Annotated in this window: 24 protein-coding genes; 19 read left to right on the top strand and 5 right to left on the bottom strand. The window is 42.7% G+C overall.

Annotated elements, in window-relative coordinates:
- Window positions 1-31: 31 nt before the first annotated feature.
- Window positions 32-1,279: a glycosyltransferase gene (locus V7K45_RS22450; RefSeq protein WP_335007197.1), complete on the top strand. Its 1,248-nt coding sequence runs from the start codon at window positions 32-34 to the stop codon at window positions 1,277-1,279.
- A 127-nt stretch (window positions 1,280-1,406) separates the two neighbouring features.
- On the opposite strand, the gene V7K45_RS22445 is transcribed toward V7K45_RS22450, so the two are convergent.
- Window positions 1,407-2,021, bottom strand: coding sequence for a pentapeptide repeat-containing protein (locus V7K45_RS22445; RefSeq protein WP_335007196.1), 615 nt, complete (start codon window positions 2,019-2,021; stop codon window positions 1,407-1,409).
- 129 nt (window positions 2,022-2,150) lie between these two features.
- Here V7K45_RS22445 and V7K45_RS22440 point away from each other — a divergent pair, with 129 nt between their 5' ends.
- Both V7K45_RS22440 and V7K45_RS22435 read left to right on the top strand, forming a co-directional pair.
- Entirely contained in the window at window positions 2,151-2,387 is a 237-nt protein-coding gene (locus tag V7K45_RS22440; RefSeq protein ID WP_335007195.1) for a hypothetical protein, read from the top strand.
- Entirely contained in the window at window positions 2,384-2,983 is a 600-nt protein-coding gene (locus tag V7K45_RS22435) for a nucleotidyl transferase AbiEii/AbiGii toxin family protein (protein WP_335007194.1), read from the top strand. Before V7K45_RS22440 ends, V7K45_RS22435 begins: the two co-directional genes overlap by 4 nt.
- Window positions 2,984-3,231: 248 nt before the next feature.
- Here V7K45_RS22435 and V7K45_RS22430 read toward each other — a convergent pair whose 3' ends face one another.
- Entirely contained in the window at window positions 3,232-3,582 is a 351-nt protein-coding gene (locus tag V7K45_RS22430) for an ArsR/SmtB family transcription factor (protein WP_335007193.1), read from the bottom strand.
- Between the two features lie 80 nt (window positions 3,583-3,662).
- Between V7K45_RS22430 and trxA the strand changes: the two genes are divergently transcribed.
- The 6 genes from trxA to V7K45_RS22400 all read left to right on the top strand — a co-directional run bounded on the left by trxA (window position 3,663) and on the right by V7K45_RS22400 (window position 9,268).
- Complete coding sequence (gene trxA / locus V7K45_RS22425; protein ID WP_012412473.1) at window positions 3,663-3,986, top strand: thioredoxin; 324 nt, start codon at window positions 3,663-3,665, stop codon at window positions 3,984-3,986.
- Window positions 3,987-4,232: 246 nt separating this feature from the next.
- On the top strand, window positions 4,233-5,027 hold the full coding sequence (locus tag V7K45_RS22420; protein WP_335007192.1) for an SDR family NAD(P)-dependent oxidoreductase: 795 nt from the start codon (window positions 4,233-4,235) through the stop codon (window positions 5,025-5,027).
- Between the two features lie 328 nt (window positions 5,028-5,355).
- Complete coding sequence (locus V7K45_RS22415; RefSeq protein WP_335007191.1) at window positions 5,356-6,468, top strand: alkene reductase; 1,113 nt, start codon at window positions 5,356-5,358, stop codon at window positions 6,466-6,468.
- A 124-nt stretch (window positions 6,469-6,592) separates the two neighbouring features.
- A complete protein-coding gene (locus tag V7K45_RS22410; RefSeq protein ID WP_335007190.1) occupies window positions 6,593-7,024 on the top strand; it encodes a YybH family protein in 432 nt (143 codons plus the stop codon).
- 98 nt (window positions 7,025-7,122) lie between these two features.
- Window positions 7,123-7,788 carry a nitroreductase family protein gene (locus V7K45_RS22405; protein ID WP_335007189.1) on the top strand — a complete coding sequence of 222 codons (666 nt, stop codon included), beginning with the start codon at window positions 7,123-7,125 and terminating at the stop codon, window positions 7,786-7,788.
- A gap of 190 nt (window positions 7,789-7,978) precedes the next feature.
- Complete coding sequence (locus V7K45_RS22400) at window positions 7,979-9,268, top strand: MFS transporter (protein WP_335007188.1); 1,290 nt, start codon at window positions 7,979-7,981, stop codon at window positions 9,266-9,268.
- A gap of 14 nt (window positions 9,269-9,282) precedes the next feature.
- Here the strand turns inward: V7K45_RS22400 and V7K45_RS22395 are convergent, their stop codons facing one another.
- Window positions 9,283-10,179: an ATP adenylyltransferase family protein gene (locus tag V7K45_RS22395; protein WP_335007216.1), complete on the bottom strand. Its 897-nt coding sequence runs from the start codon at window positions 10,177-10,179 to the stop codon at window positions 9,283-9,285.
- 324 nt (window positions 10,180-10,503) lie between these two features.
- Here V7K45_RS22395 and V7K45_RS22390 point away from each other — a divergent pair, with 324 nt between their 5' ends.
- The 9 genes from V7K45_RS22390 to V7K45_RS22350 all read left to right on the top strand — a co-directional run bounded on the left by V7K45_RS22390 (window position 10,504) and on the right by V7K45_RS22350 (window position 19,909).
- Window positions 10,504-11,766 carry an HhoA/HhoB/HtrA family serine endopeptidase gene (locus V7K45_RS22390; protein ID WP_335007187.1) on the top strand — a complete coding sequence of 421 codons (1,263 nt, stop codon included), beginning with the start codon at window positions 10,504-10,506 and terminating at the stop codon, window positions 11,764-11,766.
- 365 nt (window positions 11,767-12,131) lie between these two features.
- A complete protein-coding gene (locus V7K45_RS22385) occupies window positions 12,132-12,383 on the top strand; it encodes a hypothetical protein (protein ID WP_335007186.1) in 252 nt (83 codons plus the stop codon).
- A gap of 1,050 nt (window positions 12,384-13,433) precedes the next feature.
- The gene (locus tag V7K45_RS22380) at window positions 13,434-13,640 is read left to right on the top strand and encodes an RRXRR domain-containing protein (RefSeq protein ID WP_335007185.1); all 207 of its coding nucleotides are present in this window, start codon (window positions 13,434-13,436) and stop codon (window positions 13,638-13,640) included.
- A 168-nt stretch (window positions 13,641-13,808) separates the two neighbouring features.
- Window positions 13,809-14,483 carry a hypothetical protein gene (locus tag V7K45_RS22375; protein ID WP_335007184.1) on the top strand — a complete coding sequence of 225 codons (675 nt, stop codon included), beginning with the start codon at window positions 13,809-13,811 and terminating at the stop codon, window positions 14,481-14,483.
- Entirely contained in the window at window positions 14,467-15,228 is a 762-nt protein-coding gene (locus V7K45_RS22370; RefSeq protein WP_335007183.1) for a class II aldolase/adducin family protein, read from the top strand. Before V7K45_RS22375 ends, V7K45_RS22370 begins: the two co-directional genes overlap by 17 nt.
- 152 nt (window positions 15,229-15,380) lie before the next feature.
- Window positions 15,381-16,499, top strand: coding sequence for a sulfonate ABC transporter substrate-binding protein (locus tag V7K45_RS22365; RefSeq protein ID WP_335007182.1), 1,119 nt, complete (start codon window positions 15,381-15,383; stop codon window positions 16,497-16,499).
- Window positions 16,500-16,600: 101 nt separating this feature from the next.
- Window positions 16,601-17,422 (top strand): NADPH-dependent oxidoreductase, encoded by an 822-nt coding sequence (locus V7K45_RS22360; RefSeq protein ID WP_335007181.1) that lies wholly within the window; start codon window positions 16,601-16,603, stop codon window positions 17,420-17,422.
- An 18-nt stretch (window positions 17,423-17,440) separates the two neighbouring features.
- Window positions 17,441-18,229, top strand: coding sequence for an SDR family oxidoreductase (locus V7K45_RS22355; RefSeq protein ID WP_335007180.1), 789 nt, complete (start codon window positions 17,441-17,443; stop codon window positions 18,227-18,229).
- 333 nt (window positions 18,230-18,562) lie between these two features.
- Window positions 18,563-19,909 (top strand): NAD(P)/FAD-dependent oxidoreductase, encoded by a 1,347-nt coding sequence (locus V7K45_RS22350; protein ID WP_335007179.1) that lies wholly within the window; start codon window positions 18,563-18,565, stop codon window positions 19,907-19,909.
- 134 nt (window positions 19,910-20,043) lie between these two features.
- On the opposite strand, the gene V7K45_RS22345 is transcribed toward V7K45_RS22350, so the two are convergent.
- Complete coding sequence (locus V7K45_RS22345; RefSeq protein ID WP_335007178.1) at window positions 20,044-22,503, bottom strand: single-stranded-DNA-specific exonuclease RecJ; 2,460 nt, start codon at window positions 22,501-22,503, stop codon at window positions 20,044-20,046.
- A gap of 422 nt (window positions 22,504-22,925) precedes the next feature.
- Between V7K45_RS22345 and V7K45_RS22340 the strand changes: the two genes are divergently transcribed.
- The gene (locus V7K45_RS22340) at window positions 22,926-23,366 is read left to right on the top strand and encodes a thermonuclease family protein (RefSeq protein WP_335007177.1); all 441 of its coding nucleotides are present in this window, start codon (window positions 22,926-22,928) and stop codon (window positions 23,364-23,366) included.
- A 323-nt stretch (window positions 23,367-23,689) separates the two neighbouring features.
- Here V7K45_RS22340 and V7K45_RS22335 read toward each other — a convergent pair whose 3' ends face one another.
- Window positions 23,690-24,748, bottom strand: coding sequence for a threonine aldolase family protein (locus V7K45_RS22335; RefSeq protein ID WP_335007176.1), 1,059 nt, complete (start codon window positions 24,746-24,748; stop codon window positions 23,690-23,692).
- Between the last annotated feature and the right edge of the window lie 256 nt (window positions 24,749-25,004).

Below are 25,004 nucleotides of genomic sequence, written 5' to 3'. Positions count from 1 at the left end.
TGTCTGAGTCACTGATAATTTGCAATAGGTCATGGATGTAATTGTATTAGGATTGATGCTCTTATCCTTGACAATTTGGTTAGGATTGCTGGGTTTTTGGGGACAATTTTGGCGGACAGACCAGCAATTAGAGATTGGAAAAACTCAACTAGAATCATTTCCTGTTGTTTGTGTGGTGGTTCCAGCTCGTAACGAAGCTGAGTTAATACCAACTAGTTTGCGATCGCTCCTACTTCAAGATTACCCTGGTTCTTTCAAAGTGTTTTTGGTAGACGATCGCAGCACAGATCGGACAGCAAATTTTGCCGAAGGGGTTGCTCACGCTGTTGGGAAACCCCAACAACTGCATATTATCTCTGGCGCTTCCCTACCTCCCGGTTGGTCGGGTAAACTTTGGGCAGTTGAGCAAGGTATCAAAAGTGCGAGTTTATTAGCACCTGACTATTTTTTGCTGACTGACGCAGATATCGAACACGATCCTGGTAATCTCCGCCGACTCGTTGCTAAGGCTGTGCAGGAAGATTTAGACTTGGTTTCAGTAATGGTACGACTCAGGTGTGAAAGCTTTTGGGAAAAACTTTTGATTCCAGCTTTCGTTTTTTTCTTCCAAAAACTCTATCCCTTTCGCTGGGTGAATAATCCCAACAATCCCACCGCCGCAGCCGCTGGGGGATCTATTCTGATTGCCCGTGAAGCTTTAGAGCGAATCGGGGGTATTCAAGTCATTCGCCAAGCTTTAATTGACGATTGCGCCCTAGCTCAGGCTGTTAAGAGAGGGACTGGGGACTGGGGACTAGGGACTAGGGAAGAGTTTTCCCAATCCCCAGTACCCAATACCCAGTACCCAATCCCCATTGGGCGTGTCTGGCTGGGATTGAGTAGCTTGACTTGTAGTTTACGCCCTTATGACTCGCTGGCGACGATTTGGGATATGGTTGCTCGTACTGCCTATACCCAACTGAATTATTCTCCATTACTACTATTGGGAACTTTGGTAGGAATGCCTCTGATTTATTTAGTTCCACCTGTATGTGTGATTCTGGGTGCAGTTTGGAGCAATTGGGCGATCGCACTTACAGGTATATTAGGATGGCTATTAATGACTTTCGCTTACTATCCGACGATCCGCTTTTATAAATGTTCTCCGTGGTTCGCTTTTAGTTTACCTGCGATCGCTTTTCTGTATACCTTAATGACTCTAGACTCAGCACTACGTCACTGGCAAGGGCGCGGCGGTGCTTGGAAAGGAAGAGTTTACCCCAACTCAGATAATTTATAGCTATTTGAATCAAGAAGCAAAAGACCTTATTCAAAATAAGATGGCTTTACGTGTTGATAATAAAAACAAGCCAATTGATTCACCTCCTAAATAATCTTTACTAGCTGAAACTTCAATAACTGATGATTTAGGAATTTCTGTAGTATGGACCTTGGATGATCTCACCATCAGGAAACCTCGTTTCCAAGAACAGAGCGCCTCTGCTACTGGGGAAGAGCATTCCAGTTTGTTCCAAGGGTGGAATGCCCAATTTCTTGGCTCCACTCAAGTCAGTATTGGTCAGGATAGTCCAATCCAATTTAATCCCAGCAAACTCAACATTAGTCAAATTAGCACTGTCCAAAACAGCCCCCGTAAAATCAGCATTGGTCAGGTTAGCGCCATCCAAGGAGGAGCAAGTCAAACAAGCACATCTCAGATTAGCGCTGGTCAAGTTGGCATTAGACAAAATTGCTCCTCTCAAATCGACACCTCGCAAATTGGTGTAACTCAAATTGGCACGCATCAACTTAGCATCTTCAAGATTGGCACCGATCAGGTCAGCCTCTTCCAAGTTGGCATCCTCCAGAAGAATATATGCCAAATTAGCTTCTCTCAAACTAGCTCTAGCCAAATTAGCTCCCCTCAACTTGGCTTCACTCAAATTAGCTCTAACCAAGTTAGCTCCTTCCAAGTCAACCCCACTAAAATCTCTCTCCCCAGCAGCATATCGCTGGAGCAACTCCTCAGCAGTTATCCTCATCTATAGACCTCCGCAATAAATTCTGGAATGAACTATATTTCAATTTCAGTAACATTAACATTTCTTAAGTTTACTCAATTTCTTATAGCTAAAATTAAAGTAAGCTGGAAGTGATTGATTCAAAAAATTATGACAACCGCAATACCAACAAATAATCCTGTTATTGTCCCCAAAAAGCTGCTTTTTCTGGAGTCAATTTGTTGTCAAACTGCTGATGTATATCGGTTTACTCCAGAACAAATGCTGAGTCGCTACGAGCGTGGTTGGCAATATCGCAACCTATTTAATAATCTTGAGGGTGAAGAACTCAATTTTATTCAGGAACTTGCCAGACGCTATAAATCCTGGTCGCAAGTTTATTTATGACATCCAGATTTGAACATCATAATCAAATTCTCGCAGTTCTTGAATCCTTAGATTCTGACATATTTAGGAAGGGTTCTGCTTACTTCGGCTTCGCTCAGTACAAGTACTTCGGTGGCGGAACTCTTCTGGCATTTGAGTTTGAAGAATATCGTTGGAGTAAGGACGTTGATTTTATCGCTTCTGTTGGTACAGAAGGTTACAAATACCTGCGGACAGTGGTATTTGAGGGTGGGCATGAAGCATTATTTCGTGATTTAAGTAAAATCCAAGTTGGACGTAGCACAACTGACCAATATGGAATTCGGATGATCGTTTTTGTCGATGATATGCCGATTAAAACGGAAATTATTGCCGAAACTCGTTTTCAACTAGATCCACCAAGATATCTAAAGTGGTCACTCGTTCCCTGCTTAAGCTTTAATGACTGTTTTACCTCTAAGCTGCTGTCAAATTCTGACCGTTACGCAGATGACAGCGTTGAAGCAAGAGATTTAATCGATCTCGCTGTTCTCAGGCTGCGATCGCCAATACCTCAAGTATCAATTGAGAAGGCTGAAAAAGCCTATCAGGTTATGCGCCCTTTGAAAAGAGCGTAGGCGTAGCCCGTCGTAGACATCGCACTCTTTCAGGGAAAACCAGATTACAGGGAAAAATGCTTTCTTGGCCTGCAAGTCGATCGATCTCAGATACCAAAAATTATCAACGGTATTGATTTGCTATCTACAGATTTAGGTTTATCTCACACTCCAAGGACTTTTCGAGAACAACATGATGTCTTGGCTGATTTAGAAACACAAATTGAAAAACAAGCAGATTCTTAAACAGATAGCGATCGCCAATATCCCTAAATCCTTGAAGCTGTTTGTTTAGCACTGGCGGGTTCAACAGGTAATGGTTGAGCGGCTTTCAATACCGCATCCAGCAACCCTGGAAACAGCATCTCTAAATCTTCACGCCGCAGGATGTTAATATGGTGTGTCCCTTCTTTGCGTGTAAAGACTATCCCCGACTCCCGCAAAATCTTGAAGTGGTTGGACATCGTAGACTTAGCGATCGCAAAATCAAACTTCGCACAGCATTGTTCCCCCTCTGTCGCTAACAGCCGCACAATCTCTAGCCGCACCGGATCGCCCAATGCATACAACACGCCCGGTAAAGAAATATTTTTTCTATCTGGATGATAAAGGAATCTCATAGTTGCATTATCTCATCAGGTGGCATATATTTTTATTATTCGATATTATCGAATTATAGAATTAAGTAGGAAGGCAATTTATGTCATCCATTACAAACGTCACAGAAGCCACATTCAAGCAAGAAGTCTTGGAAAGTGAAATTCCGGTATTAGTGGACTTTTGGGCACCGTGGTGCGGCCCTTGCCGGATGGTGGGCCCAGTTGTCGATGAAGTTGCTGCTGAATACGAAGGACAGGTGAAATTTGTGAAGTTGAACACAGATCAAAATCCTACTGTCGCTAGCCACTATGGAATTCGCAGCATTCCGACATTGATGGTTTTTAAAGGAGGTCGCCAGGTCGATACTGTCGTAGGGGCGGTTCCAAAAACTACCTTGAATAAGACCTTAGCACAGCATCTTTAATTTAAGTCAAGGGCATGGGGAATTGGGCATCGGGCGTTAGGAGTGCTGAGTGCTGAGTGCTGAGTGCTGAGTTAGGAGTTAGGAGTTAGGAGTTAGGAGTTAGGAGTTAAGAGTTAAGAGTTAGGAGTTTTGTTTATCTCCTTGTCCCCTAACTCCCTCACTCCCTCATCTCTGGCTCCCTTGCCCCTCTGCTCCCCAGTCCCCAATCCCAGATCGTTTTGTTTCAACTAACGGGGAAAGAGCGAAATGGACTTGAAATTGCATGGTAAATCCGCACTGGTGAGTGGCTCAACCGCTGGTATTGGTTTGGCGATCGCTCTTGGGCTAGCTCAAGAGGGTGCATCAGTAATTGTCAACGGTCGGTCTGAAGAAAGAGTAGATCAAGCGATCGCTAAAATTAAGCATTCTATACCCGACGCGAAAGTTTCTGGTGTTGTTGCTGACGCTGCCACTGCATCAGGGGTAGAGAAACTCATTCAAGAGGTTCCTCACGTTGATATACTCATAAACAATGTGGGTATTTATGAACCAAAAACCTTCTTTGATATTACTGATGAAGACTGGTTAAAGATATTTGAGGTTAACGTCCTCAGTGGAGTCCGTTTGAGTCGGCAATATCTGCAAAAGCAGCTAGAGCAAAACTGGGGGCGGATAATTTTCATCTCCAGCGAATCTGCTATTCAGATCCCAGTGGAAATGATTCACTACGGCACAACAAAGACGGCACAGCTTGCCATTGCCAGAGGTCTAGCAGAAATGACTATCGGGACTGGAGTTACGGTAAACTCCGTCCTACCTGGGCCAACCCGCTCAGAAGGAGTTGAAGATTTTATTACCAACTTGGCGCAGGAACGCGGTATTACTCGCGCTGACGTTGAGGCGGAATTTTTTCAAAATGTGCGTCCAAGTTCTTTAATCAAACGCTTTGCAACTAATGAAGAAGTAGCAGCGATCGTAGTTTATCTTTCTAGTCCCGTAGCATCGGCAACTAATGGTGCAGCTTTGCGGGTAGATGGTGGCGTTATTCGGTCGATTGTTTAGTATTTGAAGCACATGTGTCGTAAAGGCACAGCAATAGACCAAACCCTTTTCAAATCTCGTTTCCAGCCTGATGCTGGAAATGCACTTCAATTGCGGCTCTGCCGCAAGTTCGGGAGGCGGAGCCTCAACGACGAGCATTCCCAGTCGGAGACTGGGAACGAGGTAAATGACTAATAGACCTCTTGGCATTTGTGCTTTTTGCAAGAGGGGGAAAAGGGTAAAGGTTAAAGGGGAAAGGGATAATACAGAACCTTTTCCCCTTCCCCTTTCCCCTTTTCCCGACTTATGCAAGAAGTCTAATGACTAAAATAATTTGGAGATATAACCAATGACTACTGAGATCGACTTATTTTCTCCTTACCAGTTAGGAAATCTGGAACTACCTAACCGGATAGTGATGGCACCCTTAACCCGAAACCGGGCAGGTGAGGGAAACGTACCACACCAACTGAATGCTACTTACTACGTCCAACGTGCTTCCGCCGGACTGATTATTTCTGAAGCAACACAGGTAACTCCTGAAGGACAGGGCTATCCCGCGACACCAGGAATTCATTCACTAGAACAGGTGGAGGGATGGAAGTTAGTAACCGATGCCGTACATCAGCACGGCGGCAGAATTTTTCTGCAACTATGGCACGTAGGCAGGATTTCTCACCCTGATTTACAACCGAATGGAGTTTTACCTGTGGCACCTTCTGCCATTACTCCTAAAGGTGAGGCTGCAACTTATGAGGGGCCAAAACCCTTTGTTACTCCTCGTGCTTTAGAAACTTCGGAAATACCTCAGATAGTCGAACAGTACCGTCAGGGAGCCGCAAATGCCCTAGCGGCTGGGTTTGATGGCGTGGAAATTCACGCAGCTAATGGTTATTTGATAGATCAGTTTCTCCGGGATGGCACGAATCAACGCACAGATAAATATGGAGGTTCTATTGAAAATCGTGCCCGATTCCTGTTGGAGGTGACAGAGGCGGTAACTAGTGTGTGGGATTCTAACCGAGTTGGGGTACGTTTCTCTCCCAGTGGGACTTTTAACGATATGCATGACTCCAATCCTCTGGAGACATTCGGTTATGCCGCTCAAGCGTTGAACCGGTTTAATTTGGCATATCTGCATATTTATGAGGCAACAGAGGCAGATATTAGACATGGTGGGATAATAGTACCCACTAGTCATATACGCGATCGCTTTACAGGTACTCTCATGGTCAATGGTGGTTATACTCGTGAAAAAGGCGATGCAGTACTGGCAAATAAAGCAGCAGATTTAGTTGCCTTTGGCACATTATTTATATCAAACCCAGATTTACCCCGACGCTTGGCTTTAAATGCACCACTAAATGAACCAAATCAAGCAAGCTTTTACGGCGGCGGTGAAAAGGGTTATACAGACTATCCATTTTGGTCGGCGGCTAACGAGCAGGTGGTCAATGCCTAATTCTTCTCATCTAAATAATTAAAACCCACTTCCCGCACTCTAAAGTATCAAATCAAACTGAGAATTTTTAGATTTTTCCCAGATACAACATCAGTAAAATGATTGTAAAAATTGGTTTTGAACTATGAAAGATACTTTAGATGCAGCGCAAATCAAAGAACGCGTTAACGATTGGCTAGCTGCGTTTAGTCCCGGCAACAAACCCTTTGATTTCTCTCTTTTAGACAATCTCTACTGGCAAGATGAACAATTCCTCGCCTTCGATACCCTCTCACCGCAGACGACTCGAATTCAAGGATGGCAATCCTATGAGGAAATATGGAAGCCCTTCATGACAGCAATAACCCAGTGGCAAGTTAAATTAGTTGGGGATATTCAGATATTTGCAGGTGATAACATTACCGTCTCTGCTTTGCTCTTCCACAGTACAGCAACCACCATCGGGAATGAGGCGGTTGGAATTACGGCTCATGCGACGCTTGTATGGGAGAAGCGAGAGGGACAATGGCGCATTATCCACGAGCATATCTCTAACCCGGTTAACATTGCCAATTAGAAAGGAATATATTTGGATTGCCCTGCTCTTTAACGCTCTTAATCACTTTAGATATAAAATCCGAAACCCTCTCATAATCAAACTATCAGGAGAATATCATGAGTTCCATCATCCAAACCCAACCTTTAGATGTACCCAGTGCGATCGCTCAACGTCGTTCTATCAAAACTTTTAAAACAGACCCCATCGCCCCAGAACTACTCAAGCAATTGGTAGAGTTAACCGTGGCAGCGCCCAGTAGCTTCAATATTCAGGACTGGCAAATTATTCTCGTGCAAGATGAGGCGCAAAAGGCAGCCTTATCAGCAGCAGCTTGGAATCAACAGCAAATTGTCCAAGCACCAGTTACCTTTGTATTTGCTGCCGATGCGAGTGCATCTGAAAAAAACTTGAACCCGATAATTGAACAGGCTCTTGCAACTGGGGCATGGAATGAAAGCACAGCTAATTATTTTAAAACTGCTATTCCACAATTTCAAAAGACACTAGGAGACAAACAACGGGAGTATGCAATCAAAGATGCGATTATCGCTGCCACCCATTTAGTGTTAGCAGCTGAAAGTCTGGGTTTATCTACCTGTTTTATGAATGGTTGGCTTGAAGACAAGGTAAAAGAAGTGATTGGTGCAAAAGATAATCCAGATTTAGCGATCGCTGTTTTAGTTCCTGTTGGCTATGCCGCAGAACCACGCTTAAATCCAGGTCGTTTGCCATTCTCCTCCAACGTCTCTGTGGATAGAATTGGTAATCCTTATGCAGGGTAGTTTTTTCTAAATTGGGAATGGAGCATTGGGCAATAGTTATTCTCCCACTGCTCCCCTTAATCCTTGTACTAAATCTGTCAAATTCATTCATTTTTACGGTTAGAGAGACGCGATAAATCGCCGTCTCTACAAGGAATTTATCCGTCAATTAGTTCTTGACAGACTACTCCCCAGTCCCCAATCCCCACTTATGTCCTTACCCTCCTTCCTAGCGCGTCGTTCGTTCCACTATGGCTGGATCGTAGCTGGTTTAACATTCCTAGCCTTGCTGGTGGCAGCCGGAATCCGCTCTGCTCCGGGAGTTTTTATAGTGCCTCTCGAACAAGAGTTTGGCTGGAGTAGAGCGACTATATCTTTGGCAATCTCCATTAACTTAGTACTCTACGGATTAATTGGCCCTTTTGCTGCCACAGTTATGGAGCGAATCGGCATTCGGCGGATGATGGTATTCTCGCTTGCTGTCATTGCGCTCGGTGTCGGTTTAACCACTTTGATGTCAGCTTCTTGGCAACTAGTTTTGCTGTGGGGTGTAGTTGTCGGTTCTGGTAGCGGAGTTATTGCCTTAGTTTTAGGTGCTATTGTCGTCAATCGCTGGTTTTGGGAAAAGCGGGGTTTAGTTCTGGGGATCTTAACCGCCAGTACAGCCACGGGACAACTAGTGTTTCTACCGATGCTGGCTTCAATAGCCGATCGCTTTGGGTGGCGAACTGCGGCTTTGGCTCTGACTGGTGCAGCACTTCTAATTATTCCAGCGATCGCAGTCTTTATGCGCGATCGTCCGGCGGATGTCGGTTTGCGAGCCTTTGGCGACAACAGCGAAACTGTGGAAATATTACAGCCTAAAGTCAATTCCATCGCCTCCACTCTTAACGCCCTCTGGCTGGGAATGCGTAATCGAGACTTCTGGCTGTTATTTGGTAGCTTTTTTATCTGTGGTGCAAGCACAAATGGGTTAATTGGAACTCATCTAATTCCTGCTTGTATTGACCACAATATACCTGAAGTCAAGGCTGCTGGGCTTTTGGCAATCATGGGACTATTCGATTTTTTTGGAACTACTATGTCCGGTTGGCTATCTGACCGTTGGAACAATCGCTACTTATTGTTTTGGTACTACGGACTGCGCGGTTTATCTTTGATTTTCTTGCCCTTCAGTTTCAATTTTTCCTTCTATGGACTTTCCATTTTTGCCGTCTTCTATGGACTTGATTGGATTGCCACCGTACCACCAACAGTCCGTCTTGTTGCCAACGCCTTTGGTAAAGAAAATGTCGGTGTGATGTTCGGTTGGATTGTCGCAGGACATCAGCTTGGTGCAGCGACAGCAGCATTCGGAGCCGGAGTCTTGAGAACTTGGACGGGTAGTTATTTACAAGCGTTTATTTTATCAGGCGTTCTCTGTCTGATTGCCGCAGTTTGTGTGCTGCAAATTGGTCAAACTCCCACTAAGGATAATTATCTCGTAGAGAAGAATTCGTAGAGTGTGCGTCAGTATTAGGATACAGCAACATTTTTGAGGATAGTCATCGGCCCTTGGGTTTTGAGAATCTCCATTTCTGCTGCGTTTCGCACCAGCAGCGCACCAGCAAATCCTAATGAATTCACAGAGATAGATTGGAAATGCTCTTGCGATCGCGGTACGATTAACATCCATTCTCGTGTCGCTAGCAGATTGTAAGCACCAGATTGCTTTGGATCTAAACCTACAGCGTGACGCAAAGCGTGATAAACTTCCAATGTTGCTTGGGCCCCTGCCAATGGCGATCGCACCCAATTAGAATTTAGTGGTGCGAAAGCGTGTACAAAAGGAAGTTTTGCTGAAGTTGCATTCGAGTTTTGAAATTGTGCTGATGTTAGTAAAGCTTCAATCGGTATTTGCAACCCTGAAGGGGCAAGTGGTAGGGGTACTAATTGTAAGTGCTTGTGTCGCTGACTAGCACCTGCGGTTTTGCTACTGTTGTAAAATGCTAAACCATCGAAATCAGCCAAACAAGCCCACATAGCCGTAAAATCTTCCAGGGTGAGTAAGCTTTCTTGTTCCTCGAAACCACGGGTGATGATTAGCAGATGATAATCTACAACATTGAATTTATTTAAAATAGATACATGGGTATCGGAGATATCCGCCACAAATAAATCCTCTTCGTAAGGCAAAAAAGGATTAAATTCTTCACCAGAAGTAACAGATTGTTTTTCCTGTTTATCCTTCGCTGCTTTTTTGCGATTCAGATTAGACAAAATCCGTACCAAAAAGCGCACGCCATCCTGTTCAACAAATTCAAATTCTGTTGGAATCGAGAGTAGCGCCCCGCATTGCAAAGCATATTCAGTTCGTTCTTTAACACTTGTCCATAAAGTGTCAGGTTTAAGTAAGATTTTCCCCTGTGCCATTTTCATTCCTTCAGGCATGATGAAGAGTAGACTTCTTGGCATTTGTCGGGTAAAGGGGAAGGGTTAAAGGGGAAAGGATGGAATTTTCCCTTCCCCTTTAACCTTTAACCTTTCCCCAACATCTTGGCATTTGTTACTTTTGTAAGATGTGTAGTGCTAAGTTTGGTAAAGAGTACGCAGCGATGTACGTCTCTACGAATGACTATATTCCAATACGGTTCAATAAAATACCAAAGCTTTCACAACAACGCAATACCTTTGCAACAAAACTGTCATAAATCATATCTACATTAGTAATACATCTAAATATCCTTCCAGACAGCAATGCAAAACGAATCTCGCGACAGAGAACACCCATCAAATAGCATTTTACATAACACTGCTGATGCCAAATATTATAAACCCTGGCGAAAAGCTGCCGCCTCTCTATCGCTGGTGCTGCTGGGATCGGGGATGACGTTGGCAGGCGGCTATCTAGCTGGACACTCTCAGCAGGTGTCTGAAAATGCATCTAATTTGGCAGTAAGTCGAGTAAATGCTGCTCCTCCATTACCAGCAGCTACAGATCCTAACTTTGTTACCCAGGTGGTGCAAAAGGTAGGGCCTGCTGTAGTGCGAATTGACTCTTCCCGAACCGTAAAAACCCAGTTACCAGATGAATTTAACGATCCACTCTTCCAACGTTTTTTTGGTTCTCAAATACCAGAACAACAGGATCGCGTAGAACGGGGTACTGGTTCAGGTTTTATTATTAGTGCTGATGGTCGTATTCTTACCAACGCCCACGTAGTTGATGGTGCTGATACCGTAACAGTAACACTCAAGGATGGGCGTAGCTTTAAAGGTAAAGTGTTAGGAAAAGACGAGTTAACCGATGTTGCTGTTGTCAAGATTCAGGCAGATAATCTTCCGTTAGTAGCCTTGGGTAACTCAGATCAACTACAACCCGGAGAATGGGCGATCGCGATCGGCAACCCCCTTGGATTAGATAATACAGTAACTACCGGAATCATTAGTGCCACCGGACGCAGTAGCAATCTAATCGGCGCTCCCGATAAGCGAGTAGAGTATATTCAAACCGACGCCGCAATTAACCCCGGTAACTCCGGCGGCCCCCTGCTAAATTCTCGCGGTCAGGTAATTGCGATGAATACAGCCATTATTCAAGGGGCACAAGGATTAGGCTTTGCTATTCCTATCAACACAGCACAACGCATTTCTAGTCAACTAATAGCTACAGGTAAAGTAGAACATCCTTACTTGGGAATTCAAATGGTGGGGTTAACACCTCAGCTAAAACAAAATATCAACTCAGATCCCAATAGCGGTTTGAGTGTCAATGAAGATAAAGGTGTATTAGTTGTAAAAGTTGTACCAAATTCACCAGCTGCTAAAGCAGGGATACGTGCTGGTGATGTAATCCAAACCCTTGGAGGTCAACCAGTCACAGATGCCAGCAGTGTCCAAAGGGCTGTAGAAAATAGCCAAGTTGGGAGCGATTTACGTATGGAATTACGTCGCAATGGGCAGAATCTTAACATAGCTGTGCAACCTGGTGCTTTCCCCACCCAAACCCAAGTGCAATAAAAGTTTTGCGATCGTTTTCTATCAATTGAATAAAAGTGAATTTTCTGGGATGGGTATTTTACTCGTCCCTTTTTTTCAGGTGGCAAAATTGAGTTGTAGTAACCGTATTGCCGTCAGGTAGGCAGTGTCCCAAACATTAAAATCGGAGTTTTCGGTATTAATAGTTTTACCTTATTAAAATTGTTTTATTCAATAGCAGAGTTATGTTTACAATTTTTATCCATGACATTAGTCACGGTTCAACTAATGACCTTTCTCACTAGTGTATAGCTCTTTTTAACCCTAGTATTTATTTGTCGAAGAGATGAATATTTGGGCAAATATTCATCTCTTTGATGTCAATATCATAAAAGGGAAGTTTGCGAATGAGTATTAAAAGAATGCTTGCTAGTGCGGCACTGATTTTACCAATTGCTGTTACCTTTATTCCTTTTCAAGCCGATGCTCAGATCAGACGACCAGTCAGGCGATCGGTTCCAGTTAGAATAATCAGAAGACCAGTGCGATTTAGAGTTCATACCCCTGTTCAAGCCAGAAGGAGGATAGTGGTTCCTGGACGTTGGGTGCAAACAAATCGTGGTCGCCGCTGGATACCTGCTCGCTATGTATATCGATAAAAAGTCTTACAATTGCAAAAAAAATATTGATGGATAATATTTTTTTTACAATTTTTTCATAGCTTTAGTTATTGTTTAAAAATCCCCTTTAGAATCTTTCTAAAGGGGCATAATTTTTATATACAAAAAAATCCTAGTTTGTAGTGAGCGATTTATCGCTTCTTGGGATCGATCGGTACTTTAGTCCTGACTACAAACTTTTAATGCTGCCCCCTTTTTATCAACCGAGCGTCTCCAAATGCCTTTCCTGGTATCTTCGCAGCGTGAATTAAGATGGGATTATCCACTGTTTTTGCCTCTTGAAAATCCTCTGTACCTACTTTACATCCGACTTGTATATACACGGTAGCGATGCCTTGGGGAAAGGGGCTGGGTATGGGGTGCTTTTATTACGAGCAATTTAACGGACATCATATTACTCCTAAATTCTGCTGTATATCAGCTTAATTCCTTGAAATCCCAAGAAACCCAAAGAGCTAAAGCTACGCTTTGTCTCCCCTAACAGCTAGCCTATTGCTTTTTAAATTTGTATGTGATAATTTCTGCTTGTAGTCAATTCAGCGGTTATCCGATGGACTTACAGTACTTAAAGGAATTAATATAACTGCTAAGAGGCTTCCTAATAAAAATATCCAACTACAAATGATTGTGAGACACCTCACAAAATTGGATGATTGATTTCTTGGAAATCCCTAAATGATAGGTAAAGACGAGAGTGCTGGAGTTGACTTCTAGACTCTCATTCTTATTTTCTCTTTTTATAAAAGGAGCAGGGGAGCAGCACTTCTCTACGAGAGGCTGCGCTCTGTAACCGAGGAGAAGTTGCAGTCAGTTTTCCCCTATACACCTTCCCACCTCTAATACGGTTCGGTTAAAGGTGAAAGGAGAAAGGATGTATTAAAAACCTTTCCCCTTTAGCTGCAAACCCACTCCCCAGACCACAAGGAAAGTGAAAAATGCTTATCCGAACCGTATTGTCTCCATCTCTGCCTCTTGTGTCCAGTCCCCAATTTTCAATCTGGCGATAGCAAATCTAAAATTCAAAATTGTATGACTAAAGTATTCATTCTCGATGCCAACAAACAACCGTTATATCCAGTACGCATCAGCCATGCTAGGCTGCTATTGTCACAAGGTAAAGCTACTGTATTTCAGCGATATCCTTTTACTATCATTCTGAAGGAGTCCCTTTCTCATTTAAAACTTGAGCAACTTGGCTTCAAGATTCATCATAGTATTAAAATAAATCGTAATTGAATTCTTAATTACGAACTTGTACTGAGTTTGTCCTGAGCGTAGTCTTAGGACGTAACCGTTGGCCTGGTCACTGAGCGTAGTCGAAGTGCAGCCTCTCCAAGAGTTGTATTACTAATTACTAAGTCGTAATTAGTTAATCTTAGTCGCCTCCTAAACAGAGGAATATAGATGACGAACCACACTATTTTAGAACCGTTACCAGAAGACCAATGGTTTATTGAGAGCCAGGAACTACGATCCTTTGTCGCAACAGTGCGGGAAATTACCGCTAGCACTGTTGACGATCGCACACAAACTCTAGCTAGACTAGAACCCTATTTTCAAGAACTGCTTGCTCAACAGGAATGGCTACCGGAAGAGTTTGCCCAAGTTAATCCCGAAAGCCGGATGGGTGGCGGTATTGGTCAATGGCTGCTTTATCGCGCTAAAGACCGTTCGCTGTCGGTATTCAGTTTGGTAATTCCCCCAGGTTCAACGACTCCTGTCCACGATCATTTAGCTTGGGGATTGATTGGTTTATACAAGGGCGATCAAGAAGAAACAGTCTATCGCCGTGTAGATACCGGTGATACCGAAGGACATGCACAATTACAAGTAACTGAAGTGCGATCGCTTCAACCAGGGGATATCTACCGCCTCTTGCCCCCAGATGGTGATATCCACGCCGTCAAAACCACATCCCAGAGCGCATCTGTATCCATTCATACTTTGGGTAATGATACTGGTTGCGTCTTGCGTCACCAGTTCATCCCAGCATCTCACAGCGTCAAATCCTTTCGCTCTGGATATTCCAACGCTCCCTGTAAAGAAGAGGAGGAAAAAGAACATGGCCAATTATATTAGACCAAAACCCCCAGTTTTCGAGCGAGTTGAAGACGAACGCCTGCACCGCAAGCAACGCCTCGCCGCTGCCTTTCGCCTGTTTGGTAAGTTTGGCTTCAGTGAGGGAATCGCAGGCCATATTACGGCTCGCGATCCTGAGTTTACAGACCATTTCTGGGTCAATCCCTTCGGGGCATACTTTGGTCATATCCGAGTTTCTGACCTGATTTTAGTTAACAAAGAAGGTGAGGTGGTTAAAGGCGATGCTGAGGTAAACCAAGCTGCTTTCGCCATCCATTCTCAGATTCATGAAGCTCGACCGGATGTCATCGCCGCGGCTCACGCCCATTCACTTTATGGTAAAGCCTGGTCTAGTTTGGGGCGTCTCCTTGACCCCTTGACTCAAGATTCTTGTGCTTTTTACGAAGACCATGCCCTGTTTGACGATTTTACAGGTGTTGTTTTAGAAACTTCTGAAGGTCAGCGATTGGCGCAAACCTTGGGGCCAAAGAAAGCCATAATCCTACGTAACCATAGCATTTTAACTGTGGGACATACAGTTGATGAAGCTGCTTTTTGGTACATTAGCTTGGAGCGATCGTGCCAAGGCCAACTGTTGGCTGAAGCTGCGGGTAGACCTACTACTATCAAACACGAAACAGCCCGTTTAACACAAACTCAAGTGGGGTCACATGTAAGTGGGTGGTTCAGTTTTCAGCCGCTTTACGACCGGATTGTGCGCGAAGAACCCGATTTACTAAATTAGTGCTGTATTTTTTGGCATTAGGATAATAAGCGGGGAAGTATGCAGTTAACTCACTTCCCGCTATTGTGATGTCCACTAAACTTAAATTTATTTATATACTCCGGTAAACCTATAAGTTTATAGTATTGCTATAGTTCAGAGAAATCATTTTGATGATTAACCAAATCTTGCGCCGCTTAATTCCCAAGTGGATATCGTTGATAAAATTCAGGAATATCCCCTTTAACAACCAACATAAATTATTCTTTTCTTTTCCTTTACCAGTAGTGGGGGCTTTTGTTACAGGTCTTTGTCTGAGCTTGCTATTTGCTGCTTGTTCATCGACACCTACTGTTAATGCCCCTAATGCCAATGCCACATCTCAGGGGAATTCTACTTCCACTAAAGCAACAGTAGTCAGAGTTGGCTATCAAAAATCGACCATTTTGCTGAGAACTAAGGGTGTTTTAGAAAAGCGTTTGGCACCAGAAGGAATAACTGTAAAGTGGACTGAATTTCAAGCGGGGCCACAACTACTAGAAGCGATGAATGTAGGTAGTATTGACATTGGCCCTGTGGGAGAATCACCGCCAATCTTTGCCCAAGCTGCGGGAACATCACTAACTTATGTTATTGGTACTGCGGCTACTCCGGCTAGTTCAGCAATTCTTGTTCCTCAAAATTCGCAAATTCAAAAACTTACTGACTTGAAGGGCAAAAGAGTTGCCTTTCAAAAAGGATCTAGTGCCCATTTATTGTTAGTCCAAGCTTTAGAAAAAGCCGGATTAAAATATACAGACATTGAACCTAAATATTTAGCTCCAGCTGATGCTCGTGCTGCATTTGTGAAAGAGAGTGTAGATGCTTGGGTAATTTGGGACCCTTTCTATGCTGCGGCTCAAGAGGCAACTAAAGCCAGAGTCCTAATTGATGGTACAGGAATTAATAAACAGGGAGGATATTATTTGATGACTCGCAAATTTGTCACTGAAAATCCTCAAACTGTCAAGGCAATAGTGGAGGAAATTAAAAATCTCGAAGAATGGTCTAAACAGAATCGAGAAGAGGTAGCAAAAACTCTCGCACCTGTGTTAGGAATTGACTTGGAGACGATGAAAAAAGCAACTAACAGGCGGACTTTTGGGATTGTACCAATTGACGACAATCTGATAAATCTACAACAAGGTGTTGCAGATACATATTACAAATTGAAGTTAATTCCCAAACAGATAAATGTGAAAGATGCAATGTTGACAAAAGAAGAATATGCTGCTTTCTCACCAAAAACTTAAACTAGTACAATGAATCGGCTGTAGGGGCATAGAGATGTATGCACCTACAGATGAAATTGGTATTAGTAGCAAATTTGAAAATGTAAATCTTGGAATTGATTATGACTAATCCTACAGAACTACTGCGATCGCGTTACGGTGAAATTCCCTTCAATCCCGAAATTGCATGGAATGATTCGCTAACAGCACTACTATCTCACCGTTCAATTCGGTCTTATTTAGCCGATCCTTTACCACAGGGAACTCTGGAGTTACTAATTGCAGCTGCCCAATCTGCATCTACTTCCTCGAATTTGCAAACTTGGAGTGTGGTAGCAGTCGAAGATCGACAGCGCAAAGAGGAGTTATCCAAGCTAGCGGGAAACCAAGCACATATTAAGCAGGTTCCTTTATTCTTGGTTTGGTTAGCAGATTTGGCGCGTCTAAGTCATGTTGCTGACAGTCGCGGCATATCTCATGATGCGCTGGAATATTTGGAAATGTTTGTGATGGCAACAATTGATGCAACGTTGGCGGCGCAAAATGCCGCAGTTGCAGCTGAGTCACTTGGTTTAGGAACAGTATATATCGGTGGAATCCGAAACCACCCGCAAGAGGTAGCACAGATATTGAATTTGCCGTCCTCTGTGTATGCTGTATTTGGATTGTGTGTAGGCTATCCAAATCCGGAAGTAGAAGCGGCGATTAAGCCAAGGTTGCCCCAGTCAGCTGTGCTGCATCGTGAAACCTATAAATTGGCAGAACAAGAAGAAGCGATCGCTCACTACAACGACATCATCAAAGAATTCTATACTGAACAAAAGATGAATGTTCCTGGTGATTGGTCAGAACACTCAGCCCAACGCATTGCCACTGTAGAATCATTGAGAGGACGCGATCGCTTGCGTGAAGCTCTTAATAACCTGGGCTTCAAATTGCTGTAAACAAGAAGAATCAAGATTATGGATTTGCAACTCCGTGGCAAAGTCGCCTTAGTGACAGCTGCTAGTAAAGGTTTGGGCAAAGCTACAGCCAGGCAATTTGCCCGTGAGGGTGCAAAAGTTGCTATCTGCGCCCGCAGTGAGTTAATTGACAAAACTGCTGCGGAGATTAAAAGCGAAACAGGTACAGAAGTGCTACCTCTGCGTGCGGATGTTACTAATCAAGAAGATATTGAACGGGTAATTAACGCCACAGTGGAAAAATTCGGCGGGTTAGATATCCTCGTTACCAACGCTGGAGGCCCACCTGCTGGCAGTTTTGATGATATCGATTTGGCAACTTGGGAAACTTCGCTCAACTTGACTTTGCTGAGTGCGGTACGTCTGGTAAAGTACGCTCTACCTCACTTACGCCAATCTACTGCACCAGCAATTCTGACCATCACCTCAACCTCAACTAAACAACCAGTCCAAAATCTGGTTTTATCTAATTCCATTCGATTAGCAGTGATTGGTTTAACGAAAACTCTCAGCCAAGAACTGGGTAGCGATAAAATTCGCGTCAACAGTATTCTACCAGGCTGGACATATACAGAACGGGTAGAAGAATTAATTAACGCCCGCATCGTTAAAAGTGGTGAAACGAAAGAAGCAGAAATTGCTAGAATCAATGAAACAGTCCCTTTGGGTCGTATGGGGACACCTGAAGAGTTTGCCAATGTTGCGGTATTTCTGAGTTCACCAGCAGCCTCATTTGTGAACGGAGTCATGCTGCAAGTAGATGGCGGAATTATTCAAAGCACATTTTGAGCGGCTCGATCCATCGAACAGAATTCAGGAGTCAGGAATCAGAATTCAGAATGAATTCTCTACGACTGGCGGCTAGCGAGTCATCGTACCCTTACGCAGTTTTCCTCCTGCCCCCGTTCGACTACGCTCACGGCAAGCCTTTCCCTGCCCGGTTGTTGAGTTTCGACTACGCTCAACTGCTGCGTAATCGAACCCCTACCTTCCTCAAAAAACTAACTTTGACTACTTTCATCATTTCTTCAATTGTTCCAAATAGACAGCAACCACTATCATAATGCTGTTACATCTTTGTTAAGAATAGTTACAACTTCTTAACACAAGGAAATATTTCTTATGGAAGTCTCACTTGAAAAGAATGCACCACATCGGGTTGTTATCGTTGGTGGCGGCTTTGGTGGACTGTATACAGCAAAAGCTTTGAAGAAAGCAAATGTAAATGTTACTCTCATTGATAAACGTAACTTTCACCTATTTCAGCCGCTTTTATATCAAGTTGCCACAGGTACGCTATCACCTGCTGATATTTCTGCACCATTGCGATCTGTATTCAGCAAAAGCAAGAATACAAAAGTGTTGTTGGGAGAGGTAAATGATATCGATCCAAAAGCGCAAGAAGTTATTCTGGGTGATGAAGTAGTACCTTATGACACATTGATTGTCGCCACAGGTGTTAACCATTCCTATTTTGGTAAGGATAACTGGAAAGAATTTGCTCCTGGCTTGAAAACTGTTGAAGATGCCATAGAAATGCGTCGCCAGATATTTTCGGCATTTGAAGCAGCAGAAAAAGAAACCGATCCTGAAAAACGCCGTGCTTTATTGACTTTTGTGATTGTCGGGGGTGGGCCTACCGGTGTAGAATTATCCGGGGCGATCGCAGAATTAGCATACCAAACTCTCACAGAAGATTTCCGCAGCATTAACACCTCAGAAGCGAGAATTGTACTATTGCAAGGTGGCGATCGCATCCTTCCACACATTTCACCAGAATTATCGAAAGTAGCAGCAGAATCTTTGCAAAAGTTGGGTGTGGCTGTCTATACCAACACCAGAGTGACAAATATTGAAGGTAACATCGTTACTTTCAAGCAAGGCGATGAATTGACAGAAATTACCTCAAAAACTATCTTGTGGGCAGCAGGTGTTCAAGGTTCGCCTATGGGGAAAGCCCTAGCAAAAAGTACAGGTGTAGAGTGCGATCGCGACGGACGTGTAATTGTAGAACCGGACTTGTCTATCAAGGGTTATAACAACATTTTTGTAGTGGGAGATTTAGGCAACTTTTCCCATCAAAATGGTAAACCCTTACCTGGTGTTGCACCTGTAGCCAAACAACAAGGAGAGTATGTAGCTAAACTCATTAAACGCAGGCTGCAAGGTGAGACTTTGCCACAATTTCGTTACAATGACGTAGGTACTTTGGCGATGATTGGGCAAAATCTAGCTGTTGTAGATTTAGGCTTAGTCAAACTCAAAGGTTTCATTGCTTGGCTCTTTTGGCTAGTAATTCACATCTACTTCTTAATCGAGTTTGACACTAAAGTAGTAGTAGCAATTCAGTGGGGATGGAATTATATCACTCGTAATCGTCGCTCTAGATTGATTACAGGCCGAGATGGTTTTGTAGAAGGAAAAACTGTTAACAAGAGGGTGCAACAGCCTTCTGGCACACCTCTGTAACTTCAGGCATGATACCCGATAGGACTCATATCGTACAGGGAGCAGGGGAGCAGCACTTCGGCTACGCTCAGTGACCAGGGAGCAGGGGAGCAGGGGGGAAGAGGCTGTGTAGCAAACGCTATAAACCCTTTAAATTATTTACTGTCGTAGCTGGCGATCGCAACAATCGTAGATAAAGGAACTTCCGCAAAATACTGTTGCTGAAATTGTTCTTCTCGAACAGCAGCTAAAAATCGCGCAACTGCTTCGTCAGCAAGGTTTTCGGCACTATCGTTTGGATTCCAGGTAATTTGTAAAGAACGGTCTTGTCGTTGAACTGTGAACCCTAAATATTTTAAAGCTTTGATGCCGACAAGTAAGGTTTGGTCGCTAACGCCGATTTTCTCTAAAAGTTGTCCGCGGGTAACTAGTTGATTTGTGCGACTGAGATATTTGGCAATTCCGACAAGAGTCAGCCAAATTTGATTGGGTGGTTGATGGTTAGGTTTAGACCAAGCGATCGCTAATTGTTGCTGATTCTCAAGCCCAGACGTAGAGCGGCCGATCGCCAAACATCGCCGCAACCACATACGTAAATCATCCCAATTTGTGGGACAATCTTCAATAATTAGTCCTGAATGTTGAATTGCTGAGTGTTCCTGATTCCGTAAGTCTAGGATGAAGGGTGTTAGCGATAGCGGGGCGTTGAGTGCTGAGTTAGCAGAAGAACGCACGGCAATTAATCTGATTTCATAACGTTTTTTGAAGGTGTTGTAGTCTAGTTCTGCTATGCAATCACATCTTCCTATGGGCAATTCATCTTTGTAATGTCCCCACCATAAGCCAGGAAAAGCACTTCTGCTAGAGTCATCCCGAATATCAAACTCAGCTTTAATGTACTGCACCTTTTTCCCTTGCCAATCCTGCTGATTGCGATGCCAAGAATTTTCAAACCAGCAGTTTTGAATTAGCAATTTCGGAACAGGATTACCCATTCCACAAGGTTCTAACAGTTTCAGTTCCAAAAATAACTCTTTCCCCAAGTCTGCTACCGTTACCGTCAAGTCTGCTTGTACAGTTGGCGTTAAAGTTGTACTACCCAAAGATTGCCGCAACTGCTGATTAATCGCCGCTGTAAATAAAGGAATATTCTCCACCAACAAACTCAAACCTGCTGCAAAGGGATGTCCCCCAAAGCGATGTAACAAATGTGCTTGCTCTTTCACCAGCTGGTATAAATCGACAGAATTAACCGAACGAGCGGAACCCCTTGCAAGCAGAGGGGCAGAGGGGCGGAGGGGCAGAGGAGAAGTATTGCTCCCCTGCTCCCCTGCTCCCTGGTCACTGAGCGTAGCCGAAGTGCTGCTCCTCTGCTCCCCTGCTTCCCTGCTCCCCTGCTCCTCTGCTCCTTCCGTACTCAACAAAATCGTCGGGCGTCCTGTTTCTTGTGCTATCTGTCCCGCAACTAAGCCCAATACACCCGCAGGCCATTGGGCATCTTCTAAGACAATGACGCTGGTGGTTGATAAGTCTAATTGAGTAAGTTTTTGCGCCACCTGTGCTTGCACATCTTTTTGTAAAGATTTGCGGCGGGCGTTGGCGAGTTCTGTAACTTCAGCTAGTTCGTTACAACGTTTGACATCCCGACTAGTTAATAATTCCACGCAGAAACTAGCATCGCCTTGAATGCGACTAACGGCGTTAATTCTTGGCCCCAAACCAAAAGAAATATCTGTGGGGCGATCGCCACTTTTCTGGCACAATTCTAATAATCTTCCTACCCCTGGACGCCTCCGCGCTGCTGCTGGCTGTTTAAAATCTTCTTGCAGTCGTTGAATTCCCATCTGTGCCAAGTAGCGACAATCTCCACTTAACTGCACTAAGTCAGCAATTAATCCAACTGCAACTAAATCTAATAAATCTTCTAACGGATATTTAGCAACATTGGGCAGAGTTTGATATAGTGCCTCCACCAACTTATAAGCTACCGCCACCCCGGAAAGATTAAATAACTGATGTTCTTTTGGAAAATAGCGAGGATTGATAATCGCTACAACAGGGGGGCGTTCGGCTGGTAAAGTGTGATGGTCTGTAACTATTACATCTATACCTAGCTGTTTAGCATAGATAATTTCTTCAACATTTGTGCTACCTGTATCGCAAGTAACAATTAATTTGCAACCTTCTTTTGCTAAGTTATCAATTCCTTGATTATTAAGTCCGTGGGATTCTTTCAGGCGATTGGGAATGTAGTAAACTAGCTGAGTATTTTGAGCATAAAACTGCCCCAATCCATCCCAAAGTACCGATGTAGCGGTAATCCCATCGGCATCGAAATCTCCCCAAATGGCGATTTTGTCTTTAGTATTATATGCTTGTTGCAACCGTGCGATCGCCAGATGCATTTCTTGCCCAAACTCCAAGGGACTTGCTGGTTGATAAACTTTATAGTTGATAAAAGCTGTTAATTGTTGACGATCTTTAATACCTCGTTGCCACAACAACTGCGCTGCATACAGTCCATTTGATGCAGGTGTATACTGTTTCACTGCTTGGATAAACCACTCTGGTGGTTGTTCAGTTGCTGTTATAGTCCACTGCTGTTGTTCTGGCATACAAACAAAGTTAGGATTTAGAAGTTAAAACTCTTAAAATACAAGGATAATTTGTAAACCTGTGGAGTTGAATTTTAGAAGAGTGAAGAAAGGTTCCAGGAATTGCTCAGATAATCTGGTCATCAAACTTAAATTCAAGTACAACAATATCATCGAAAACGTAAAAGACTGAAGTCAACCAAGCATAATTTTCTAAAATTATTTAACTTTGCTTACAATGATACAGCTTATTTTTACCTATTTAATTGTTGTATAAATTTAAATTTATTTAAGTAAAGTTTCATAATTTAGTTGTATATAAATAGCAGATGTCTCTAGTAGATTCTTTATATCATTTTTATCAGTAATTTGTGAGCTAAATCACACTAGGGAACTCAGCACCGAAATAAAATTCTATTTGTACATAAAATATTACATATAAAATGATGGAATTACTTCAACTAATGTTGGTGCTAGGTACAGTAGTTGGTGTTACAGACGGGAACACAATTTTGGTTAAAGATAATGCAGGACAAACAACTATAGTTAAGTTAGCATGTATTAACGCACCAGAGGCAACTGACAAGCGCTATGGTTTAGCAGCAACACAAAGGCTAAAACAGCTATTACCACCTCAAACTCCCGTCGTGATTAGAAGCACAGAACAAATTAAAAATGGTCGCCCAGCGGGTGAAGTGTTTGTAGATAATCGGTCAGTAAATCTCTTTTTAGTAGAGTCAGGTAATGCGGTCGTTGACCAAGAATCTTTACAAAATTGCTATGAGAGCAAAACCCAATTTTTAATTGCAGAAGCTAATGCTAAAAATAAGCATTTGGGTTTGTGGCAACAATCAAAATTACAGTTGAAGTTACATACCAAGTAAGCGCTGACATTATCAGTTATAATAACCTAGAGCAATTTTAGGACAATACTGTTCAGAATGAGCAACAAAACCCTAATGTAGAGACGCGATTTACCGCGTCTTAAAAGACAAATTATCTACATCAATAATCCTTAACTGAATCGTCTTAAATTTTAGGATTACTGTACTTATTTCCCTATTTGAGATTTTTCATATTTAATTTTTGTCAATAAATAATATCATGTATGCTTGACTACTTATGAGACATCTTGCAAAAGTAAATTTTGCAAGATGTCGAGGAAAAATTAAAGTGCTAAGGGAAATTAATTCTATCCCTTTCCCCTTTACCCCTTCCCCTTTACCCCATTGATTGTTGCGTTTTTAATATCACCAATCAACTCATCAATCCTTGATTGAGTAGTGTTCCAAGAACACATAAAACGTACTCCTCCCACACCAATAAATGTATAAAACTGCCAGTTCTTGGCTTTTAAACTGTGAATAACTTCTTCAGGTAATTTCACAAATACGGCGTTAGCTTCTCTAGGAAACATCAAATCAACACCTTCTATATTTGATAGTTGATTTTCTAAGTATTCAGCACATTGATTAGCATGTCTAGCATTTTTTAGCCAAGCACCAGTTTCTAATAAACCCAACCAAGGAGCCGAAATAAACCGCATTTTTGAAGCTAGCTGGCCTGCTTGCTTGCATCGATAATCAAAATCTTCTGCTAGCGCTTTATTGAAGAAAAGAATGGCTTCACCTAATGCCATTCCATTCTTGGTACCACAAAAACATAATACATCCACCCCAGTTTTCCAAGTAATTTCAGCAGGGCTTTTATTCATAGCGGCAACTGCATTTGCAAAACGAGCGCCATCCATGTGAAGTTTTAAGTTATATTGATTTGCAACTTCTTTAATACTTAAAAGTTCTTCAATAGAATATAAAGTTCCTAATTCAGTTGATTGCGTAATACTAATAACTTTAGGTTTGGGATAATGAATGTCAGTACGTTTGGTGACAATTGACTCTATAGCCTGTGATGTTAATTTGCCATTCTTACCGTGAGCAAGTAGTAGTTTAGAGCCATTAGATGCAAATTCCGGTGCGCCACATTCATCTGTTTCTATGTGAGATGTCTCATGGCAAATGACGCTGTGATATGACTGGCAAAGAGCAGCTAAAGATAAAGAATTTGCGGCTGTGCCGTTAAAGGTAAAAAATACTTCACAATCAATTTCAAAGAGTTCCCGAAAATAATCTGTTGCTTTTTGAGTCCATTCATCATTTCCATAAGCTGGAACACTACCTTGATTTGCCCTAATTATATATTCCAGTGCTTCTGGACAAATCCCAGAAGAATTATCACTTGCAAACTGTTCTAATTGGTTACTCATAATTTTTACTTTGCTTTTTAACAGTAGTTGTTACAATACTAGTAAATAATTTTGGGCTTTGCCAAATCATTGAAGAGTAATGCTATTAATATTTCCAATGATTTAATAATTCTGCTAATTACAATAACTTTGGATAGCAGAAAGCTAATTTTTTAGAGCTATAGTTAATAATTAATGAAAAAGAAGATTTTTGACTTATATAAAAAATAGCGAGTCTGAACCTTTTGATTTTCACAACTTAAATCTGACTTTTCTA

The organism is Nostoc sp., from assembly GCF_036917375.1.
Classification (GTDB): domain Bacteria; phylum Cyanobacteriota; class Cyanobacteriia; order Cyanobacteriales; family Nostocaceae; genus Nostoc.
The sequence above is the reverse complement of the archived record's forward strand: the minus strand, read 5'-3'. Positions and strand labels throughout refer to the sequence as shown.

Excerpts from the sequence above, each read along its gene's own strand:
- V7K45_RS22405 (WP_335007189.1), top strand. The coding sequence starts at position 7,123 with ATGAGTTCCATCATCCAAACCCAACCTTTAGATGTACCCAGTGCGATC.
- V7K45_RS22355 (WP_335007180.1), top strand. The coding sequence starts at position 17,441 with ATGGATTTGCAACTCCGTGGCAAAGTCGCCTTAGTGACAGCTGCTAGT.
- V7K45_RS22395 (WP_335007216.1), bottom strand. The coding sequence starts at position 10,179 with ATGGCACAGGGGAAAATCTTACTTAAACCTGACACTTTATGGACAAGT.
- V7K45_RS22385 (WP_335007186.1), top strand. The coding sequence starts at position 12,132 with ATGAGTATTAAAAGAATGCTTGCTAGTGCGGCACTGATTTTACCAATT.
- V7K45_RS22415 (WP_335007191.1), top strand. The coding sequence starts at position 5,356 with ATGACTACTGAGATCGACTTATTTTCTCCTTACCAGTTAGGAAATCTG.
- V7K45_RS22430 (WP_335007193.1), bottom strand. The coding sequence starts at position 3,582 with ATGAGATTCCTTTATCATCCAGATAGAAAAAATATTTCTTTACCGGGC.
- V7K45_RS22440 (WP_335007195.1), top strand. The coding sequence starts at position 2,151 with ATGACAACCGCAATACCAACAAATAATCCTGTTATTGTCCCCAAAAAG.
- V7K45_RS22335 (WP_335007176.1), bottom strand. The coding sequence starts at position 24,748 with ATGAGTAACCAATTAGAACAGTTTGCAAGTGATAATTCTTCTGGGATT.
- V7K45_RS22410 (WP_335007190.1), top strand. The coding sequence starts at position 6,593 with ATGAAAGATACTTTAGATGCAGCGCAAATCAAAGAACGCGTTAACGAT.
- V7K45_RS22340 (WP_335007177.1), top strand. The coding sequence starts at position 22,926 with ATGATGGAATTACTTCAACTAATGTTGGTGCTAGGTACAGTAGTTGGT.
- V7K45_RS22370 (WP_335007183.1), top strand. The coding sequence starts at position 14,467 with ATGGCCAATTATATTAGACCAAAACCCCCAGTTTTCGAGCGAGTTGAA.
- V7K45_RS22375 (WP_335007184.1), top strand. The coding sequence starts at position 13,809 with ATGACGAACCACACTATTTTAGAACCGTTACCAGAAGACCAATGGTTT.
- trxA (WP_012412473.1), top strand. The coding sequence starts at position 3,663 with ATGTCATCCATTACAAACGTCACAGAAGCCACATTCAAGCAAGAAGTC.
- V7K45_RS22420 (WP_335007192.1), top strand. The coding sequence starts at position 4,233 with ATGGACTTGAAATTGCATGGTAAATCCGCACTGGTGAGTGGCTCAACC.
- V7K45_RS22365 (WP_335007182.1), top strand. The coding sequence starts at position 15,381 with ATGATTAACCAAATCTTGCGCCGCTTAATTCCCAAGTGGATATCGTTG.
- V7K45_RS22360 (WP_335007181.1), top strand. The coding sequence starts at position 16,601 with ATGACTAATCCTACAGAACTACTGCGATCGCGTTACGGTGAAATTCCC.
- V7K45_RS22390 (WP_335007187.1), top strand. The coding sequence starts at position 10,504 with ATGCAAAACGAATCTCGCGACAGAGAACACCCATCAAATAGCATTTTA.
- V7K45_RS22435 (WP_335007194.1), top strand. The coding sequence starts at position 2,384 with ATGACATCCAGATTTGAACATCATAATCAAATTCTCGCAGTTCTTGAA.
- V7K45_RS22350 (WP_335007179.1), top strand. The coding sequence starts at position 18,563 with ATGGAAGTCTCACTTGAAAAGAATGCACCACATCGGGTTGTTATCGTT.
- V7K45_RS22380 (WP_335007185.1), top strand. The coding sequence starts at position 13,434 with ATGACTAAAGTATTCATTCTCGATGCCAACAAACAACCGTTATATCCA.
- V7K45_RS22400 (WP_335007188.1), top strand. The coding sequence starts at position 7,979 with ATGTCCTTACCCTCCTTCCTAGCGCGTCGTTCGTTCCACTATGGCTGG.
- V7K45_RS22445 (WP_335007196.1), bottom strand. The coding sequence starts at position 2,021 with ATGAGGATAACTGCTGAGGAGTTGCTCCAGCGATATGCTGCTGGGGAG.
- V7K45_RS22345 (WP_335007178.1), bottom strand. The coding sequence starts at position 22,503 with ATGCCAGAACAACAGCAGTGGACTATAACAGCAACTGAACAACCACCA.
- V7K45_RS22450 (WP_335007197.1), top strand. The coding sequence starts at position 32 with ATGGATGTAATTGTATTAGGATTGATGCTCTTATCCTTGACAATTTGG.